General features: G+C 33.8%; 17 protein-coding genes. 2 read left to right on the forward strand and 15 right to left on the reverse strand.

From position 1 onward, the window contains the following. Nucleotides 1-500 precede the first annotated feature (500 nt). Complete coding sequence (locus tag AABD74_RS19630; protein WP_406844016.1) at nt 501-1,604, reverse strand: fatty acid desaturase family protein; 1,104 nt, start codon at nt 1,602-1,604, stop codon at nt 501-503. A gap of 552 nt (nt 1,605-2,156) precedes the next feature. Here AABD74_RS19630 and AABD74_RS19635 point away from each other — a divergent pair. Both AABD74_RS19635 and AABD74_RS19640 read left to right on the forward strand, forming a co-directional pair. Next, nucleotides 2,157-2,609 carry a hypothetical protein gene (locus AABD74_RS19635; protein ID WP_232682258.1) on the forward strand — a complete coding sequence of 151 codons (453 nt, stop codon included), beginning with the start codon at nt 2,157-2,159 and terminating at the stop codon, nt 2,607-2,609. 79 nt (nt 2,610-2,688) lie between these two features. Further along, nucleotides 2,689-4,122: a Dyp-type peroxidase gene (locus AABD74_RS19640; protein ID WP_406844017.1), complete on the forward strand. Its 1,434-nt coding sequence runs from the start codon at nt 2,689-2,691 to the stop codon at nt 4,120-4,122. A 65-nt stretch (nt 4,123-4,187) separates the two neighbouring features. Here AABD74_RS19640 and AABD74_RS19645 read toward each other — a convergent pair whose 3' ends face one another. From AABD74_RS19645 to AABD74_RS19710, 14 genes are all read right to left on the reverse strand, one after another. Beyond that, nucleotides 4,188-4,805: a hypothetical protein gene (locus AABD74_RS19645; protein WP_406844018.1), complete on the reverse strand. Its 618-nt coding sequence runs from the start codon at nt 4,803-4,805 to the stop codon at nt 4,188-4,190. A gap of 186 nt (nt 4,806-4,991) precedes the next feature. Then, a complete protein-coding gene (locus AABD74_RS19650) occupies nt 4,992-5,390 on the reverse strand; it encodes a hypothetical protein (protein ID WP_406844019.1) in 399 nt (132 codons plus the stop codon). A 464-nt stretch (nt 5,391-5,854) separates the two neighbouring features. After that, nucleotides 5,855-6,058, reverse strand: coding sequence for a hypothetical protein (locus AABD74_RS19655; RefSeq protein WP_406844020.1), 204 nt, complete (start codon nt 6,056-6,058; stop codon nt 5,855-5,857). Nucleotides 6,059-6,076: 18 nt separating this feature from the next. After that, nucleotides 6,077-7,477, reverse strand: coding sequence for an exopolysaccharide biosynthesis polyprenyl glycosylphosphotransferase (locus tag AABD74_RS19660; RefSeq protein ID WP_406844021.1), 1,401 nt, complete (start codon nt 7,475-7,477; stop codon nt 6,077-6,079). Further along, nucleotides 7,461-7,874 (reverse strand): VanZ family protein, encoded by a 414-nt coding sequence (locus tag AABD74_RS19665; protein ID WP_232682252.1) that lies wholly within the window; start codon nt 7,872-7,874, stop codon nt 7,461-7,463. The genes AABD74_RS19660 and AABD74_RS19665 overlap by 17 nt, the downstream gene beginning before the upstream one ends. 73 nt (nt 7,875-7,947) lie before the next feature. Further along, entirely contained in the window at nt 7,948-10,287 is a 2,340-nt protein-coding gene (locus tag AABD74_RS19670; protein WP_232682251.1) for a polysaccharide biosynthesis tyrosine autokinase, read from the reverse strand. A 70-nt stretch (nt 10,288-10,357) separates the two neighbouring features. Next, a complete protein-coding gene (locus AABD74_RS19675) occupies nt 10,358-11,131 on the reverse strand; it encodes a polysaccharide biosynthesis/export family protein (protein WP_406844022.1) in 774 nt (257 codons plus the stop codon). A gap of 122 nt (nt 11,132-11,253) precedes the next feature. After that, nucleotides 11,254-12,000 carry a glycosyltransferase family 2 protein gene (locus AABD74_RS19680; RefSeq protein ID WP_406844023.1) on the reverse strand — a complete coding sequence of 249 codons (747 nt, stop codon included), beginning with the start codon at nt 11,998-12,000 and terminating at the stop codon, nt 11,254-11,256. Nucleotides 12,001-12,156: 156 nt separating this feature from the next. Beyond that, a complete protein-coding gene (locus AABD74_RS19685) occupies nt 12,157-13,131 on the reverse strand; it encodes a UDP-glucuronic acid decarboxylase family protein (protein ID WP_406844024.1) in 975 nt (324 codons plus the stop codon). Between the two features lie 7 nt (nt 13,132-13,138). Next, nucleotides 13,139-13,957 carry a glycosyltransferase family 2 protein gene (locus AABD74_RS19690; RefSeq protein WP_406844025.1) on the reverse strand — a complete coding sequence of 273 codons (819 nt, stop codon included), beginning with the start codon at nt 13,955-13,957 and terminating at the stop codon, nt 13,139-13,141. Next, entirely contained in the window at nt 13,950-14,360 is a 411-nt protein-coding gene (locus AABD74_RS19695) for a putative colanic acid biosynthesis acetyltransferase (RefSeq protein WP_232682246.1), read from the reverse strand. The genes AABD74_RS19690 and AABD74_RS19695 overlap by 8 nt, the downstream gene beginning before the upstream one ends. Before the next feature lie 136 nt (nt 14,361-14,496). Then, nucleotides 14,497-15,576, reverse strand: coding sequence for a glycosyltransferase (locus tag AABD74_RS19700; protein WP_232682245.1), 1,080 nt, complete (start codon nt 15,574-15,576; stop codon nt 14,497-14,499). Further along, nucleotides 15,573-16,739 (reverse strand): glycosyltransferase family 1 protein, encoded by a 1,167-nt coding sequence (locus AABD74_RS19705; RefSeq protein WP_232682244.1) that lies wholly within the window; start codon nt 16,737-16,739, stop codon nt 15,573-15,575. Before AABD74_RS19705 ends, AABD74_RS19700 begins: the two co-directional genes overlap by 4 nt. Further along, on the reverse strand, nt 16,739-18,031 hold the full coding sequence (locus tag AABD74_RS19710; protein ID WP_406844026.1) for a hypothetical protein: 1,293 nt from the start codon (nt 18,029-18,031) through the stop codon (nt 16,739-16,741). The genes AABD74_RS19705 and AABD74_RS19710 overlap by 1 nt, the downstream gene beginning before the upstream one ends. Between the last annotated feature and the right edge of the window lie 3 nt (nt 18,032-18,034).

The raw sequence follows: 18,034 nt of genomic DNA on the forward strand, positions 1-18,034 counted from the left end.
CTCACATCGATGGCAAAAACAGTATTAAAAATGGAATGCTGTACTACAACTCAAAACAGGTAATGGTTACTAAGCTGCAATAAAAAATCACGACTCATTTAATAAAATATTGATTTTGTAAGAATAAAGTTAGCATAATTAATCAATATATGCAGATATATTTACACTTAATTTGCTCTATAACAGAATCTTAATGTTGCATAAAAAAATCAGCCTCTTTTTTTATGTCTTTTTTTCTCATATCTTAGAACGTTTTACCACCTAATCTGATAATAAGTTAAATTAGATCGGTTTTTTTGCAATTTATAAACATAACAATGCAGCAGACAATCATAAAGACTGCCTGTTAAAATTAATTTCAGCATAGTTTTATTGATCTTACGGTTGTATTTTTCAAAAACACCTAATTTGGAACACTGCCCAATTAGACCGATAGAAAGAAGATTGTCCTGAAGAAGTTGTGTATGGTATAACGATAAAAAACAAGTATAATTTAACCTTTAAATCTCTCCCGTTATTAAAATATTTTCTTTAATACCTTTGTTTTTTAACATCCTGAAATGAGAGCGTACAGCATGATAAAAAGGATATGAAGTATAGGGAAGATCATATTCTTTTGCATATTTTATTATAATTGGCGTAATGTAAGGATAATACGTATGACCAACACCCGGAAAAAGATGGTGCGCCACATGATGTGTAAAACCTCCGTATAAAAAATTGGCCAGCTTGCTATTTGTACTAAAATCTTTGGTGACAATCATTTGATGTAAAGCCCAGGTTGCAGATAGATTTCCTTCTTCGTCTGTTCCGGGAAAATTAGCATCTTCATCAACATGGGTAGAAACAAGTGCTACAACTCCCAAAACACTTCCGAATAAATGCATGGCTAACCATCCTGCCAAAACCAAATACCAAGGCTGATTAAGCAAAATCATTGGGATAAAAAGGATGTAAAACAGGTTTATAATTTTTGCAGTAAATAATATAAATACCTGCTTTTGCGGGATTGTGTCAACAATCTTTTTTACGTAATTGTTTTTGTTCCCAAAAAAATCTTTAAAATCCCGAATGTAAATCCAGTTTAGGCTGTAAAGCGGGTAAATAAACCACATGTAAATGTGCTGGTATTTATGATATTTAAGCACCGGACTGTTTGGAAAAATCCGAATTATATCGCTTTGTTTAATATCAATATCCCAATCCTGAACGTTTGGGTAAGCATGATGCAGATTGATGTGGCGGCGCATCCAGAGCCAGTGATTGCTTCCAAAAAGTTCTAAAACATATAAGAACCATTCGTTGTGTTTTGCTTTTTTAAACAAAGCCCCATGCGCTGCATCATGAAAAGCATTTATAAAAAGCACAATCATGGTAAAACCACACAGAATATAAAAAAGGAAAAGTAAAGGTGTACTGTTTCCAAAAAACAAAATACAGCCATAAAATAAAAAAAACAAAAACAAAAGGCCTAAAGACTTTACAACGTTTAAAAGGTACAATGATGAATTTTGCAAAACAGTTTCGTTCACTTCTGTGCGTAACTTTTTAAAAAAATCATCAGTACCGGCTTTAAGATAAACCGGGCGTTTTAATTTTTCCATAATCGCTATTGCTAGAAATTGTAATATCAAATTTAATAAAAAAAAGTTAAAATACACTATTTCAAAACATTACATATTAACAAATAGCAGTTAAAATCAATCTTAAAGTAGAATTTCCTTTTAAATGAAATAATCCTGATTTTTTTTTTGCAGCTAATAAAAAATGATCTTTTTATACCAACTTACCCTCCTATTTTCAGGTTTAATCATAAATGCTGCACGCTTTTGTATTTCTGGTAATCCAAACTTCTGTGCAGCACACAAAGCATTGAAACATAAGACAATACATTCATTTCAATTACACTTAAAAATACCTGTGTTTGTAACTTCAAAAAACACCCCATCCTAAATACCCAATACTTTATTTTCTTATAAAAAATCTTATCCTGCATAAAATCTCCTTTATGACTAATAATAACCGTTTTATGTCATTTTTTAACAATACAGTCTATATCTCCAGTACTTTCGGCTTTAAACAATTACCCTAAATTAATACCCCGCGATGCTGAAAACGGAATAAAAGAGTAAGCAAAATCCAAAAACAAAATTATTATGCAAACTGTGAATCCATTAACTATGTATGTTCCTATTTATCAAACTGATGAAGCTCAGGCAACAGCTCAGGCCGCTTATCAAGGCTTTAATAGCGCCGTTACTAAGGCTGCTTTAGATAAAATGGCAATTGTGCATTATGCCAGAATTGCTCTTGTACCCAATACTAACGGAAAAGGTATAGCTGGAATTTTAGTTATAACAGAATTTGACGGAAATATGAATTCTTACTTAGAGGCATTTTTCAATAATTCGACTACAATTAAAGCTGCGTTCCTTGTAATTATTAGTTTATGGGCTAATAAACCCGCAGATTTTCCAACTAATCCTGACCAGATTACGTATACTATCTTTTCGAACTTTATTAATGAGCGTAATCTTAGCCAGTCTCAGGATCTTTATTATGCTTACCCGCAATCAGTAAAGCAAATTGTAGCAAAATTTTCTAAATAAGAAATAAGAAAAAGTATAAACAATTACAGCTGTGTCATTTGATCCGGCTGTTTTTTTCTTTAATTAAAAACTTAATCTTATGAATTATACACAAACGCCTCAGCCTGCAAAACCTGAATTAAATGATATACAAGGGCTTATCATAAATGGATATACGCATCCATGTTCAGTACATATGCTTTTTAAATTCAATCAGGAGGGTACTAATTTGAAATATATCAGGGAATTTTTTAAGGATCTGCTTCCGTATCTGCAAAGTGCAGAAGACTGGGGTGCCTTAAAGCCTGAAATCATGCTGAATATTGGTCTTAGTGCTATAGGAATTGGGATTGTAAAACCAAATCTTGATGTTCCAAACTCCAGCTTTCCTTCTACTTTTAAAAAAGGCCCATGGGATGTAAATAATGCACAGCAGTCACTGGGAGATTATGGCGCAGGCGATCCTGCTGAATGGTGGAATAAAAAGTTCAATAATGATGATGTACATTGTGTTGTGCATGCTTATGCAATGAACCCAGCTGCGCAGGAAAAAATCGTGGGCATTATAAATGATGCTGCTTTAAAAAGTAATGGAATGGTTACGGAGCTAAAGCCATTAAATTCAGAAAGCGGGAGGTTAGAGCAATATTTGTTAGTGCCGTCAGATTATATTCATTTTAGCTACCGGGATTCGATTGATGAACCCGATTTGAATGAAAATCCTGCAGGGAAAGACCAGCAGGATCTTAATAACTTTTTGATAGGTTACAGTACGCTCCCAAATCCAATTCCAGGTCCTCTTTCCGGCCCAGAAGCTGCGTTTGCTAAAAACGGCTGTTATAATGCGTTTAGGATTCTTTATCAGGATGTTGAAGCATTTAACGATTTTCTGGAGAAGCAGTCTGAAGTAATCGCACCGAAAATTATGAACACAAAAGAGTATACGGAAGAATGGCTTGCTGCAAAAATGTGCGGAAGATGGAGAAATGGTTCTCCGCTGGTTCTTTCGCCAGACAAACCTGAACATAGTACTTCTAAAAGTACCGATTTTGGCTATTTAAAAGATGATATGAAAGGGCTTAAATGTCCGTTTTCTGCACATACAAGAGTATCAAATCCGCGTGATGAAGGAGTTGATGTGGCTGGTTCAGATACTGTACCGCGTATTATAAGACGTGGAATGCCATACGGCCCGCCTTTATCAATTGATCCAGATGCCGACCGTGGATTGATTGGTTTATTCCTTTGTGGAGATTTAAGCAGTCAGTTTGAAACACTTTACAACTGGATTAACCTGAATAATTTTAGTGATGTTTTTGACCCTGCAGAAAATACACCGCAAGATCCTTTAGTTGCTAATCGTATTGTGCCTTTACCGGGCAATATTGATCCTAATTTTACAATTCCTATGGAAGATGGAAACAACATCGTTATTGATGGACCTCTGCCTCAATTTGTTGTTACCCGCGGAACTGCTTATCTGCTTCTTCCTTCTATTTCAGCACTTACGGCAATAGCAAATGGGGATGCTTAAATAAGCAATACTTTATAGACAAAAATATTTAATTAAACACCTGTAATAAGTTTTTGCAGGTGTTTTTATTTTAATTTTTCTCCTATTACAAATATATCAGTATCATTCCTATTAAGTAATGTGATTTGATAAAACCCGCCTCCGGCTGTTCCAATTCTATAAATTAGTACTTCATTTGAGTTCAAACTGCCAACCGAAAAAGTAGTGAATGCTCCCGAATTGTTATTAAGAGTGGAGCTTACGGCTATATAATTACTTGAACCTCCGCTCCATTCCTCATGTCCTAAAATTGTAACTACAAGTGTACTGGCAGTACTGGATCGAATTTGTATATTTCCTGTATTTCCTGTAGTCGTTTTATCTGTTCGAAACTCTAGTTCCCCCAATGTTAACGTTGTATTCGCAGGAGTATTGGCATCCAGAGTTGTATTTACCGACACTACCTGCGGGTATAATGCGGTAAAAACAACATCTCCTGCAGTATTTAGCCCTAACACCTTTGCCGGCGTATTTGAAACAGCTGCTGAATTGGAATTTAATTGAGTAAACCTCAATCCGCTTTCTCCAGTTGTACTGCTGTTTATTTCTAAAGTGTTGCCTGGAGTAATTGTACCTATACCTACTTGCGCATTCAGTAAATTACCGGCAAATAGTAATAATGCAATGATTATCAATTTTTTCATATTCTTTAATTTTCAAAAGATGATAATAATATAAACGCACAAAATTTAGTATAAATATAATGACTTCTTAGATAAAGTTAATAATTATGGACTTATGTATCACTATTCCAAGGCCAGACATAAAATAGACATAAAAAAAAACCATCCGCGGCGGCGGATGGTTTTTAACTTTTAATGATTTATAAATTACATCATAAAATATAGTGCTCTTTGCAATATTTCAAGCTGTTTTTCGATCCTATTGGATATTACAAATTTCTTATCCGGTAATTTTGGGATCAGGCTTGAAGATTTCTTAAAATTGAACTTTAAATCCTGTAAAACTTCTATTTTGGTTTTTGAGGCATCTATTAAAAATAAACCTTTGATTTCGCCTATTAACGACATACTATTGTAAAGATGTTTACTAAATAAACAAACCATAAAATTTGCTTTTATACTCTCTAATTTGAAAAACTCTACAAGTTCCGAATACTCGTAGATGACAAATACGGAGTAATCATAATGGTTTGATTTATTCTCGTTTTTCAATAAAAAAGAGTCTTCAGAAAATTCGAAGTCATTTTTAAATTTTCTTTTAAACATCTTTAAAAAAATCCCTTTATTGTCCCTAACTAAAACTCTTTTTTTTCTGATCATTTCTTAAGAATTAGCATTTATTTTTTCTTATAAATAAATTATATTTAATAATACAGTGATAGAAAATTTCTTTTGGAATATAAAATCAGAGCTATTTTATATCATGAAATTTAAGACCTAAAATATTTAAAACAAGAAATTAAAGAGTGTCTAAAGGTAGTACGACAACAAGAATTGAGATAACCAAAAGGAATGAGCCCAATACAATATCGAGCTCATTTTTTTATCAAATTTGGTTATAAATTGTGTAAACTTTTGAGTGCAGTTTATTTGTAGGTGGTTCTTGGCATAAATATTAGTAAAGAAGTAAAAAATCAACGCTGCGGTTTCATTTCATAAAAAGGCAGCAGTCTTGTTGGTTTCTTTTTAAGCTGTAAGTGTTTGAGTTAAATTGTAAATTAGAAAAAATCTTAAATACCTGCGTTAAGCTTTGGAGTTTCTACGGTACTTAAGTTTTTTAACTTTTTTATTTTATCATTCAATTTTAAAACCCGATCTAGTTGTTTTTGCTGAATCGTGTATTTGGTATAATATTTATACCATTCTTTTCCAATAAAAAAGGTTGTCACGGAAACTCCGGTGAGTACACCAATAAAATAATTAGTAATATCCATAATTTCTATTTTTTAAATTTAAAAAGCATTTTTATCCCCTTTCAAGGTTACAATAACGGTTAATAAGCAAATCTTAATATCAGTAATTAAACTCCAGCGCTGCAGATAATGTATATCTGTTGTAACGCGGCGTTTCATGTCGACGACTCTTTTAGTTTCTCCCCTGAGTCCTGAAACCTGGGCCAGCCCCGTAATTCCCGGTTTGACAAAATGACGAACCATAAAATTATTAATATGACAATTGTAATCTGTTGTGTGCTTGATCATGTGAGGGCGCGGCCCAACTATACTCATATTTCCCATCAAAACATTAAAAAACTGGGGCATTTCATCTAAACTTGTCCTTCGGAGAAATTTCCCAATTGGCGTGACCCGCGAATCTCCTTTTCTGGCCTGCTGGCTTTCGTCGCCAGAATTTATATACATACTTCGAAACTTATAACACCAAAAGGGTTCATTTTTTTTACCAGTTCGCAGCTGCCTGAATAAAACCGGCCCTTTGCTCTGTCTTTTAATAAGAATGGCTAACAAAGGATAGAGCCACGACATGATAAAAACAATGACCATTATACTAAAAACAAGATCGAATATTCTCTTAATTAATCGGTTATAGGCATTTTGTAATGGCTCAAAACGAGGTTTAATAACGTGAAAATTATTTAAATGGCTGGAATTGAAATGCTTTTTTGAAATGGATGAAAAATCAGGAACAAATTTTAAACGCATACAATATTTATCGCCAAGCTCAAAAAAATAATTCAAATCTGAAATAAAATCCGGTTTAGATACAATATACAATTCATTAATATTCTCTTTTGATGCATTATGAATAGCTTCGGACAAGGCTTCGCTAAATTCTTCATTGCTTTTATAATCTGCAGCAGCATTTTCGTTGATAATACCCACAAATTGAATAAAAAAGGAATTGTTTTCTAAATGAGACGCTAATTCGATACTGGTTTTATTAAATCCCCATATTGCAACTGTATATTGTTTAAAAACCCATCCTTTAATTTCTCCTATAACCAGCGTAAACAAGATTCTGGACAGCAGAAAATAGAACAGCAAAAAACTCAATTGAAATAAATTGGCCCGGCTTCCAAAAAAGTAAAGAACGTTATCCTGAAAAATAAAAATATAGCTGTGCCATAGGATTCTTTGTGTAAAAAAAGCACGCCAGCTGTTACGAAAAAAGTATTCCAGGCTAAAAAGAACATCTATTCTGTACAATTGAAAATAGGTTACAGAAAATAACCAGCTTAAAATTGTAATAGGGATCATTTTATCCAGAAACAAGGCATTCCAGCCAATCTTCTCTTCGCCTGCAAAATTCAAAAACACTATAGTACCAAGTATCATAGCGATCATATCTGCAATTGCACAGCAAATTATGAAGGTAAATTTATGTCTGTTTCGCATTTTTTAATTTTTTCAATAAATTGTAAAACAATCCTCCTGCTAAACTTCCTATAATTCCGTAAAAAACATCCATTAAATCGGGATTTCTTTTTTGAACTATAAACTGCCCTCCTTCGGCTATACAAACAATTATTGCTGCTATACCTATGTTTTGTATGAAATTTAAATTTTTGATTTGATTTATTTCATTTGAACTTTTTTGCTCATAGGCTTCTAACAGAAAACCAACGGCTAAAAAAGGAACAGCGGTACGCAGGTTGTAATAATGATTACTCCAATTCAAAAGCCATTTTGGCAAATAACTTTCGCTTCTTAAACCAGGATCAGGCAGCCAGGAAAAATAAAAAACAATACCAATAACTAAAAGCAGTATCAACAGAACTATTTTTTGCAGCATTTTACATTATTTAGTTTTCAGCAATATACTTTTTATTGTTTGAGGTAAATTTGCAGTAAGAAAAAACATAAGCTTAAGCTTCTTTTATTCTAAGACTTTTTTTGTACCAGGGTCTCTTTATTTTTGTTTCCTGATAGTGATATCCATAGTTGGGGCCGTAACCATATCCGTATGCGGTTTTCATATTCACTGCATTGATAAGAATACCAACATTTTTTAATTGTTCTTTTTTAATAAAATTATTTATATGAACTAAATTACTCTTATCTGTATAATCATATTTTACAACAAATACAGTAACATCAGCCAAATGGCTAAAATTGAGTGTGTCTGATACTATTTGTACCGGAGCAGTATCTAATATTATAAAATCATAAAGATCCTTTGCTTCTTCAATCAATACTTCAAAATTAGAATTGGTTATTAATTGAGAGGGATTAGGAGGAACTTCTCCTGCGAGCAGGATATCAAGGTTTTTAGAATAATTAGTATCTTTTTGCAGGAATTCTTTCCAGTCATCATTTTTATTCGCCAGATAATTGGTAAGACCTGATACGTTTTTATTGATATTGAAATATTCATGCAATTGCGGATTTCTTAAATCAACACCAATTAATAATACTTTTTTATTAAGGTTACTAATTGTTACAGCATTATGAAAAGCACAAAAGGATTTTCCTTCTCCCTGAATAGAAGAGGTAAACAGTATTATGTTTCCTTTGTCTTCCTTTTTTTTATGCAGCAGGTAACGTATGTTTGAAACCAAGGTACGTGTTGCCTCTGCTATTAATGAGCGGGAAGTAGCAGTGTTTTCTAACTTTTCATTGGTATTTATTTTAGGAATATGTCCCAGAATAGGAATATTGTTAATTACTTTTTGAATATCTTCTTCGTTATGTATTTTGGTATCAAGGTATAAACGAACATATATTATTCCGAAAGGCAGCAGTAAACCAAATAAAAATGCTCCAATCATAAATGATTTGGGCTGAGGAAAAATTGCCGAATAATTTGTTTCGGGTGCATTTAAGGTCTTTAAATTTGATTCTAAAATTGCTCCGTTCAAAACCGCTTCTTCCTTTTTTTGCAATAATGCCACATACGTTTCTTCTTTCATACTAAGATTACTATTGATGTTGCCCAATATTTTATCTTGTGTAGGAATGCTTTTAACTTTTGATTCGGCGATGCTTTGCTGCGATTTGTTGGCTATATTGGTTTGGTTTAAAAAGTTTAAATAACCTTCTAAACTATTTAATATTTCTTGTTTTTGAACCTTTAACTGGGTCATTAAAGTTATATAGGCCGGATTGTTTTTTTGTGCTCTCTGCAGGATCAGTTCACTATCCATAAGTTTTGCATTATAATTTAAAAGCATTTGATTGACTATCGTTGATTCTAAATTATAATTTGTTCCCAAAGCCTGTGCAGCATCAGATTTCCTGATATCGTTAATGGCATAATTGGCTAGTGAAATTTGTTTTTCGTTGAGTAAAGAACTTTCATTTTTCTGGCTCCTGTCGGCAGTTTTTTCGGCAATATAATTGTCCATTACCCCTATTTCATTGTTTTGCAGATATCTTTCTTTTACACTTTCTATGGAATCTTTTTCTTTAGTGAAACTTTTTATCCTTTGATTTAAATAAGCAACCGTATTGGTAAAGGTTTTTTGCTTGTTGATTACAATGCTTTTATCCAGTAAAACGATGATTTCATTTAATATTTTTCTTGAATGTACGGGACTTGAACCAATATGGTTTAATTCTATTGTTCCTTTTGACTTTTCATCGGATAAAACAATTAAAGATGACTTTAAATTCTTTAATGCAATATCTGTTGGTTCAAGACTTATTTTATATTCGTTATCGAAATAATAGGAAGGGTTTTTCTTTACTTTTGAAGCTAATTTAATTTTAAACGGAAGATCTTTTATTTCCTGGTCTCCTTCATATCCTTTAACTCTATAACTTTTTTCTGTATCTGGATTGGTGATAATAAATCCTGCTTTATCTATTTTAATTTCATACGAAACCTGCGGCAGCGAATCTTTAGCAACCGTAAGTTTTAAAATAAAGGGAACTTCGTTTATATATTTATTTTGTATGGCATATACTTTTTCAAAATAACTCACATTTAAATTCAAATTCTTAACTACACCCAGCAAAAACTCATTAGACGTAATAAGCCTGATTTCATCGTCTAAATTATATTCATTACTTTTTTGGTCTGTGCTGATAGTTATAATTTTTGTTTTATCTTCTTGTTTTTTATCAATAAAGATCAAAGCCGAAGTTTGGTAAGTTGGCGGAACTATTTTGATAAAAATGAACGCCGCGCCTACACATAAAATTAAACTAAACAGGAACCAAGGCCAATACTTGAGATACTTTAAAAATTCTTTTTTAAAATCCATAATTATTCAATTAATTATACAACAGTATTTATAACAATAAGCATAATTTGAACTGCTCTTTTTTACTTTGTCATTGTGCAATAAGTAAAACGACTGCTAGAAGAGAAGCTGTTATACCCAATACTTGTATTGGATCTTTAATTAAACCACCGCTGTTTGCTTTTAGTTTATTGGGTTCTACAACAATAACATCGTTCTGCCTGATTCGAAAATTTGGGTTAGACATCCAGGAAGCTGTAGTCAGGTCAACATGATAAACTAAACGTTTTCCATCTACTTCTCTAATCAATTTTATATCTTTCCGAACTGCTGAATAGGTTAAGTCTTTTGCCAGTCCTATTGCATCGAGCAGGCTGATAGATTCTTCACTAAAAGGTATTACACCGGGAGAATTTACTTCTCCCAAAATGGTAAATTTATTATTGAGTACCCGCACCTGCACGGTAGGATTTACTAAATAGCCTTCACTAATCAAACGCTCTTTTATTTTGAGCTCTGCATTGGCCGGTGTCAGGCCTCCAACTTTAATTTCGTTTAAAATAGGCATGGTGATATTTCCCTGAGGAGTAACCAAATACCCCGTTAATTTCATCATTTCTACTGATGTTTGTCCGCCGGTAGTTCCAGCACTAATATTAAATGGCGCCGCTACCAGAGGGTTGATGTCTCCTACGTCAATTTTTAAAATATCATTGGGCTGTATTTTTGTTGACACATAATTTAAATTCGAATTTGCATAGCTGTCCAGATCTTGTAAATACAGCATTTCTTTCTTTGTGGTACAAGACTGAAACATCAATAAAAGCAATAAAATTATCGGAAGTAAAATTTTCTTCATGTTCATCGTAGTATGTTTTTAGTATTTTTTAATTACTCTAAATTCTATTGAAATAAAACTCACTTTTAAGTTATGTTCTCTCTCTCCTCAAAAAAAAAATACTGATGAATCAATATTTATCCTCTTTATTAATGAACTATATACTGTCTCAAAGCGATACTTTTTTTAAGAAAGACAACCAATATTGCGGCTAAACCGTAAAACTTATAAATTTTATAATCTTCGTATAAAACTTCAAAGGCGCGTTTTAAACTGGTACTCATACCTCCCATTCTCATTTTAACGATATAGGCATCGATATAACTCATGTTTATTTTATGTTTGTATAAATAGCGGAGCAAAAATTCAGTATCAGATGCTATTTTAAAATCAAGGTTGTACAGACCATGTTTATCAATTACAGCTTTCTTTAAATAAACAGTAGGATGCAAAGGCAGCCAGCCTTTTTTAACTCTTTTAAGGCTAAAAACACCTCCTATTCTATCGCGGACCAAACGTTCCTCTTTATCATTTGAAACATAAATTCCATCACCATAAACCCCATCTATATTGGGCTCATAATCAAAACGGGCTGCAATTCTTGTTACAGCCTTTTTGTCAAAAAATTCATCATCAGAATGCATTAAACCAATAACATCTCCCGTTGCCAATTGAAGCCCTTTGTTAATAGCATCGTACATGCCTTTATCCGGTTCAGAAATGTACTTGGATATCCTATCTCGATAAGACTCAATAATTTCCTGTGTTCCATCTGTAGAACTGCCATCGATAATGATGTATTCTATGTCATGATAATTTTGCGCCAGCACACTTTGAATTGCTTTTTCTATCGTGGCTTTGCGATTGTAACACACTGTAATTATGGTAATTCTCATAAATAATTATATTTTTAAGATAAAAATTTCACATAATTTCCATATAAAACTAAAACAAAAGATTTCTACTAAAAAAAGTTCTCGATGAACCACCTCAATTGTCGTTAAAACCCTTAAAAATCAAAGTTTTAACTTAAAATCCCTGTATTAATTTCCTTAATAAGGAAATTGAGAAAAAGAAGCTTTCTCCTGATGCAGCAATAGTTTGTCAAAATAGTCAATAGTAGAAACCAAACCTTCCCGCAATTGTATTTTGGGCTCCCAGCCATTTAGTTTATTATGGGCCAGAGAAATATCCGGCTGTCTTTGTTTGGGGTCGTCCTGCGGTAAACCGAGATGAATAATTTTAGATTTTGAACCAGTTAATTCAATAATTGCCTGAGCAAGTTCGAGCATTGTAAACTCATTGGGGTTCCCTAAATTTACCGGCCCTAAAAAATCACGATCTGTACCCATCATCCTAATCATGCCTTCGACTAAATCATCAACATATTGAAAAGAACGGGTTTGCAAACCGTCTCCAAAAATGGTAATATCTTTTTCCTGCAGTGCTTGTACAATAAAATTAGAAACAACTCTCCCATCTGACGGATTCATGTTTGGGCCATAGGTATTAAATATTCGGACGATTTTAATGGCAACTTTATTCTGGTTGTGATAATCCATAAATAAAGTCTCGGCGCAGCGTTTTCCTTCATCATAACAAGAGCGAATGCCTATTGGGTTTACGTGTCCCCAATAACTTTCCGTTTGAGGATGTACCAAAGGATCGCCATATACTTCACTTGTACTGGCCTGAAGGACTTTGGCTCTGACGCGTTTTGCTAATCCCAGTACATTAATTGCTCCCATAACAGAAGTTTTTATGGTCTTTATTGGATTGTACTGGTAATGCACCGGAGATGCCGGGCAGGCCAAGTTGTAAATCTCGTCTACCTCAGCATAATAAGATTCTGTTATGTCGTGTCTTACCATTTCAAAATACGGATTATCGATTAAATCAATAATATTAGATTTAGTTCCGGTAAAGTAATTATCGAGACAAATTACCTCGTTTCCTTCATTCAGTAATCTTTTGCACAAATGTGAGCCTACAAATCCGGCTCCTCCAGTTATCAATATTCTTTTCATGTTAATTCTATTTATTTTTGATTAAATCAATTTTAGTTTGAATTTGAAAAAAGTAATGTGACTTAAAACGTGCCAGATAAAATCCTTCTTTTCCATCTAAAAAACCAAGTTTTAAAAAGTAGGCTCCCAAAAAATAAACAACAGGAAGCAGTCCTGTATTTAAAAGACCGTATTTAATTTTTTGATTTAAGGATAAAAGCGTGTTCTTAGATTTTTTCAGATGTAAATATCTTTGGGCTTCCCAGGTAGAATAAGCATTGTGTTTGTCTATATAATGCTCTAAATTTTTAAAATCTTTATGAACAACCTTTGCTTTGATAATGCCTACTTTACCTTCTATAACCGGGTGTTCATGTACTTCCATATCTAAATGACTCCACAAATCTTCCTCTATTTTTTCGTAAGCCCCTTTTGATTTTTTAAAAAGTGCCGACTTTTGAAAACCATATCCGTATTTGAGTTTTCTTCCCATAAAATAGTTTTCAAAACGTATCGTGAAACCATTATAAGCGGGATCCTGAATTTTATGCTCTATTTCGGTAACAAATTCATCGGTAACAAATTCATCGGCATCCAGAAACAAAATCCATTCGTTGAGAAGGTTTGCATTTTGCAGCGCCCAGTTGCGTTTTTTTGGAAACTTACCGTTCCATTGAAACTGCAGTACTTCGGCTCCCATAGCCGATGCAATAATTGCAGTATCATCAGTACTGCCTGAATCAACAACAATTATTTGAGAGAATCGCTTTAATTTATCCAGACAAAATGGTAAATTTTTAGCTTCGTTTTTAACAGAAACGATTACGGAAATTGGAATTTTATTCAAAACTTCTAAATTTTATTAATTTGGAAGGGTTTCCTCCTACTATAGAATTTTCCTCAACATCTTTAATAACCACTGCACGTGCTGCAACAACAGAATAATTTTCTACAGATACGCCGGGTGCAATAAAAGCATCAGCAGCAATCCATACTCCGTTTCCTATTGTGATTGGTTTTAATATTAGAGGAAAATCTTTTTTAGTATAATCGTGGGTAGAGGCACATAAATACGCTTTTTGCGATATTACCGTATTATCCCCAATGCTTATTTTTCCCTGATTATAACAATCGACTTTAGGCCCCAGGCTGGAATTTTTGCCAAGCTCTAAATTCCATGGAGCCCATACTTTTACTGAGGCATAAACATGCGCTGACCATTCTATTTTTGCACCGAAACATTTTAGCACCAAAACTCTCCATGTTTTAAATAACCGGGAAGCAAACGGGCGAAATAAAATTAACCGTGCAAAATTCCAGATCAATCTTGAAATTTTGTTTTTTAAACTAAAAGAATGACTATAAGCAGCTAAATCCAAAATAGTATCAATTAAGTATTTTTTTATACAAGTCGTTCATTTGATTTGCAACAGCTTTAATTTCATATTTTTCTGCTACAAGTTTTCTTCCTTTTCTGCCCATATTTTGTAATTCATCGGCAGCGGTATTAAGTACCTGCGTAATGATTTTTTCGAGATTTGAAACAGATAAGTTTATCCACCATCCACATTCATGTATTTCTAAATCTTCCCAGGGTGTATCCTGTGTTGTTATTACAGGAACTCCTAATGCCAGGGCTTCTGCTACTACAATCCCAAAATTTTCGCTATGGGTTGGCAGTACCATTACATCTGCAGATCGTAAAAAATCCCATTTATCATTACCATATTTTGCTCCTACAAAATTTACATTTTTTAGATCTTTGGCACTTTTACTTAAGTGTGCTATATAATTTTCATCGCCATGTCCTGCAATTTCAAGCTGCCATCCGTTAGTATTACAATGGCGCCAGGCTTCAAGCAGTAATTCAATGCCTTTTTTAGGATGAATTCGGGATATAAACACCATTTTTTTTGTTCCATAATGCTCTTTAATTCCTTTAACATCGTTTAAATCAATACCATTCGGAATTATGGAAATAGGTGGTTTAAATCCTAAATACTGAATATTCAGTGCTTCCATTTCAGCAGTTGTATGTAAAAATGAGGCTCTTTGAATGGCTTTTTTTTGATACAAAAACAACCCTAATCTTTTCTTCCAGGAGTTGTGAGCCATAATCCAGGGTTCTAACATTCCGTGTGGGGACAGTATTACTTTAATTCCCACTTCCTGAGCTATCTTTTGAAAACCCCAGTTTTGAGGGCTCCAAATACCATTTATATGAACTATATCTGGTTTTTCGGCAAGTAAAAAGGTTCGAAACTCTTCGAGCATAGAAAACCATCTCAGAATACCTGTTTCAAAAAATTTAATTCTAACACCCGGGATATTTATTGGGTGAGAAGTTTTTTTTGTTGCCACAATTATTTCCATATGGGTTTTTAATGCCGTACTTAATAATCTCATATATTCTGTAGTTCCTCCTCCTCCCTTATCAATTCCTGCAATAAAATGGATTACTTTCATACAATTTGATTAATTTCTTTGTAAATAACTTCAACAGCATCAAGAAAATACTCTGTAGTAAATTTTTGCGACTGGGTAAAAGATCTTTCAATCGTTTCTGTTTGCTGAGGTCTGGATAATTTCAATACTTTTTCTATTGTTTTTGCTCCATCCTCTTTCCATTGCTGCCAATGTGATGCATCTGCTGGTTTTTTATCGATATAAAAAGCAGCCATTCCGCCTACTTCATTCATTGGAGCTTTATTGGTCGTAATCACCGGACATCCTGAAGCCATTGCCTCAATAATGGGCCAGCCAAAACCTTCGTCCAGAGACGGAAACAATAAACAAATTGCTCCGGAATAAGCATTATTGACATGTTCGTCTGATAGATTCGTGATAAAATGAATATCATCTTTGAATGGTGATTTCTTGTGCAGAATAGTCAATTCTTCTGACGGTTCTTCACCAATCAAAACCAAGGGTATTTTTGTATTGTATAAATTTCTCCAGGTTTCATAAATTTCCAGTACGCCTTGTCGGTTTTTGTAATATTGGTTTCCGCCAATATGCATAATATAACCCTGGGATAAAAGTATATTGAACTTTGTTTCTAATAAGTCCCGAGAAGATTCTCTTGGCAGAGAAAAAAAAGGGCGGTTTAAACCGTTATAACATACTTTAGAATTAGCAATTTCTCCCAAATGCAGTTTGTGTAAATCCTGACGTGTTTTTTTTGAAATGGAAATAAAATTTTTTCCTTTTGAAAATCCTCTTCTTATATAAATTTGATACAGCCTGCCTGTAAATGATGTTGGGTTTTCCGGTATCATTCCTAATGCCGATTTTAAAGCTAAAAAATCATGGCAGTGCACTACGTGTTTTCTGTTTTTTACCAGCGGTACCCACGGACCAAGAGCCTGATCTGCAAATACAAAAAGGGTATCTTTTGAGGAATTTCGCAATTTTAATTTTACCTCAATTGGAAATACAAAATACTGATCGATATAACCCAGCCATTTTTTAAAAGATTTCATTAAAGGCAGCTTATAAAATCGGGCTTTAGGACTCCATACAGCTACTTCATGTCCTCTTTCTTTCATTCCGTTCAGCAGCATATTGGCATAGCGCGGCATACTTTGATGACCTAAAAACGAAGGATGCGTAAAAAGTACTATTTTCATCACTCTGTTTTCAAATTGATGTTTATACCAGCCAGCAATAACCCTGCAGCAATCACGGCACAGCCCAGCATACTTGGCTGAGCCCATTGTCCTTGGGTGATTAAAAACAACGCAGTTCCGCAGAATGTCAGGGGCAGCAGTTTATAGTTTCCCGGCAATTTTATAGAACTGTAAAAAAGTCCAAACGCTAAAACCAATCTCAAAACGACAAGGCCGCCTCCTAAAATAAGTCCCTGCTCGCCGCCCACACGATTTAATTCGCCTTCTGAAACTAAAAATTTTCTCTGCCCTGTCAGCAGCTGCGCACCTGCATTGGTTCCCATTCCTAAATTGCCTTCAAATAAAGGCGCTTTTAATAATGTCGTAATAGGTTCTGTAAATCCGTTTATGGTTCGCATCACAATAGATCCTCCTTCCTGTCCTTTTGCCGTATCTACACGGCTCATAAAAACCTGTGTCCCCAGATTAAAAATTGATGTAGTTCTTTGTAAAACAATAAATAAAACCAGAATGACTAAAACAGTAGAAATTAACCGTATTAATGATTTTACGCTGGTTGCAGATCCTGCAAAAGCAAAAAATCCAACTAATAAAACGCCTAACACCGCTGTTCTGCTCACGGTTAAAGGCAAAGCTATTATTAAGGCGATAGTGCTGGAGATAAGCAGGATTTTGGAACAGGCTTCTTTTGACAGCCAGAAATAAAATACAAATACAGAAACCAAAATGTAGAAGGCAGATAATCCTGTTGTAAACGAAAATGTTCCCGATGGTCTAAAATACCCCATTGCACCATCAAAACCAGCACTTCCTTCTCCGCCTAAACCCGTATTAATATATGCCGTCTGCGGACTTGTAAATTGAAGATAAATAATCAGGGTCATTAAAATATTGACTGCCAGCATTACCCGTCCTGTTTTAAGAATATCTTCTTTCTTAAAAATGGCTCCGATTATAAAAATCAACGGAAAATGAATGAGCATAATCCTTGCTCCATAAAGACCAACGAAAAGATTTCCGTGTCCGAAAGTAAGCGTAATCGCTAAACCCAATAATGTAAAAATGGAGCTTAAAACTACATAGCCATTTATAAATTTCACATTGAGATAAAAAGCTCTTATAATAATAAAAATAGCAATTGGGTCACGCACAATTAAAAGCGGTGTGGCCAGACTTGGCAAAATCCATTTACGAAGAGCACCTTCAAAAATCCAAAGTAAAAAATACAGCCAAATAGCAATCTTTAAGGATTTATACGATTGTTCTAAATCTTGTACTTTTGCTGCGTCCATCTT

It is taken from the genome of Flavobacterium soyae, assembly GCF_045348165.1.
Taxonomy (GTDB): Bacteria; Bacteroidota; Bacteroidia; order Flavobacteriales; family Flavobacteriaceae; genus Flavobacterium; species Flavobacterium soyae.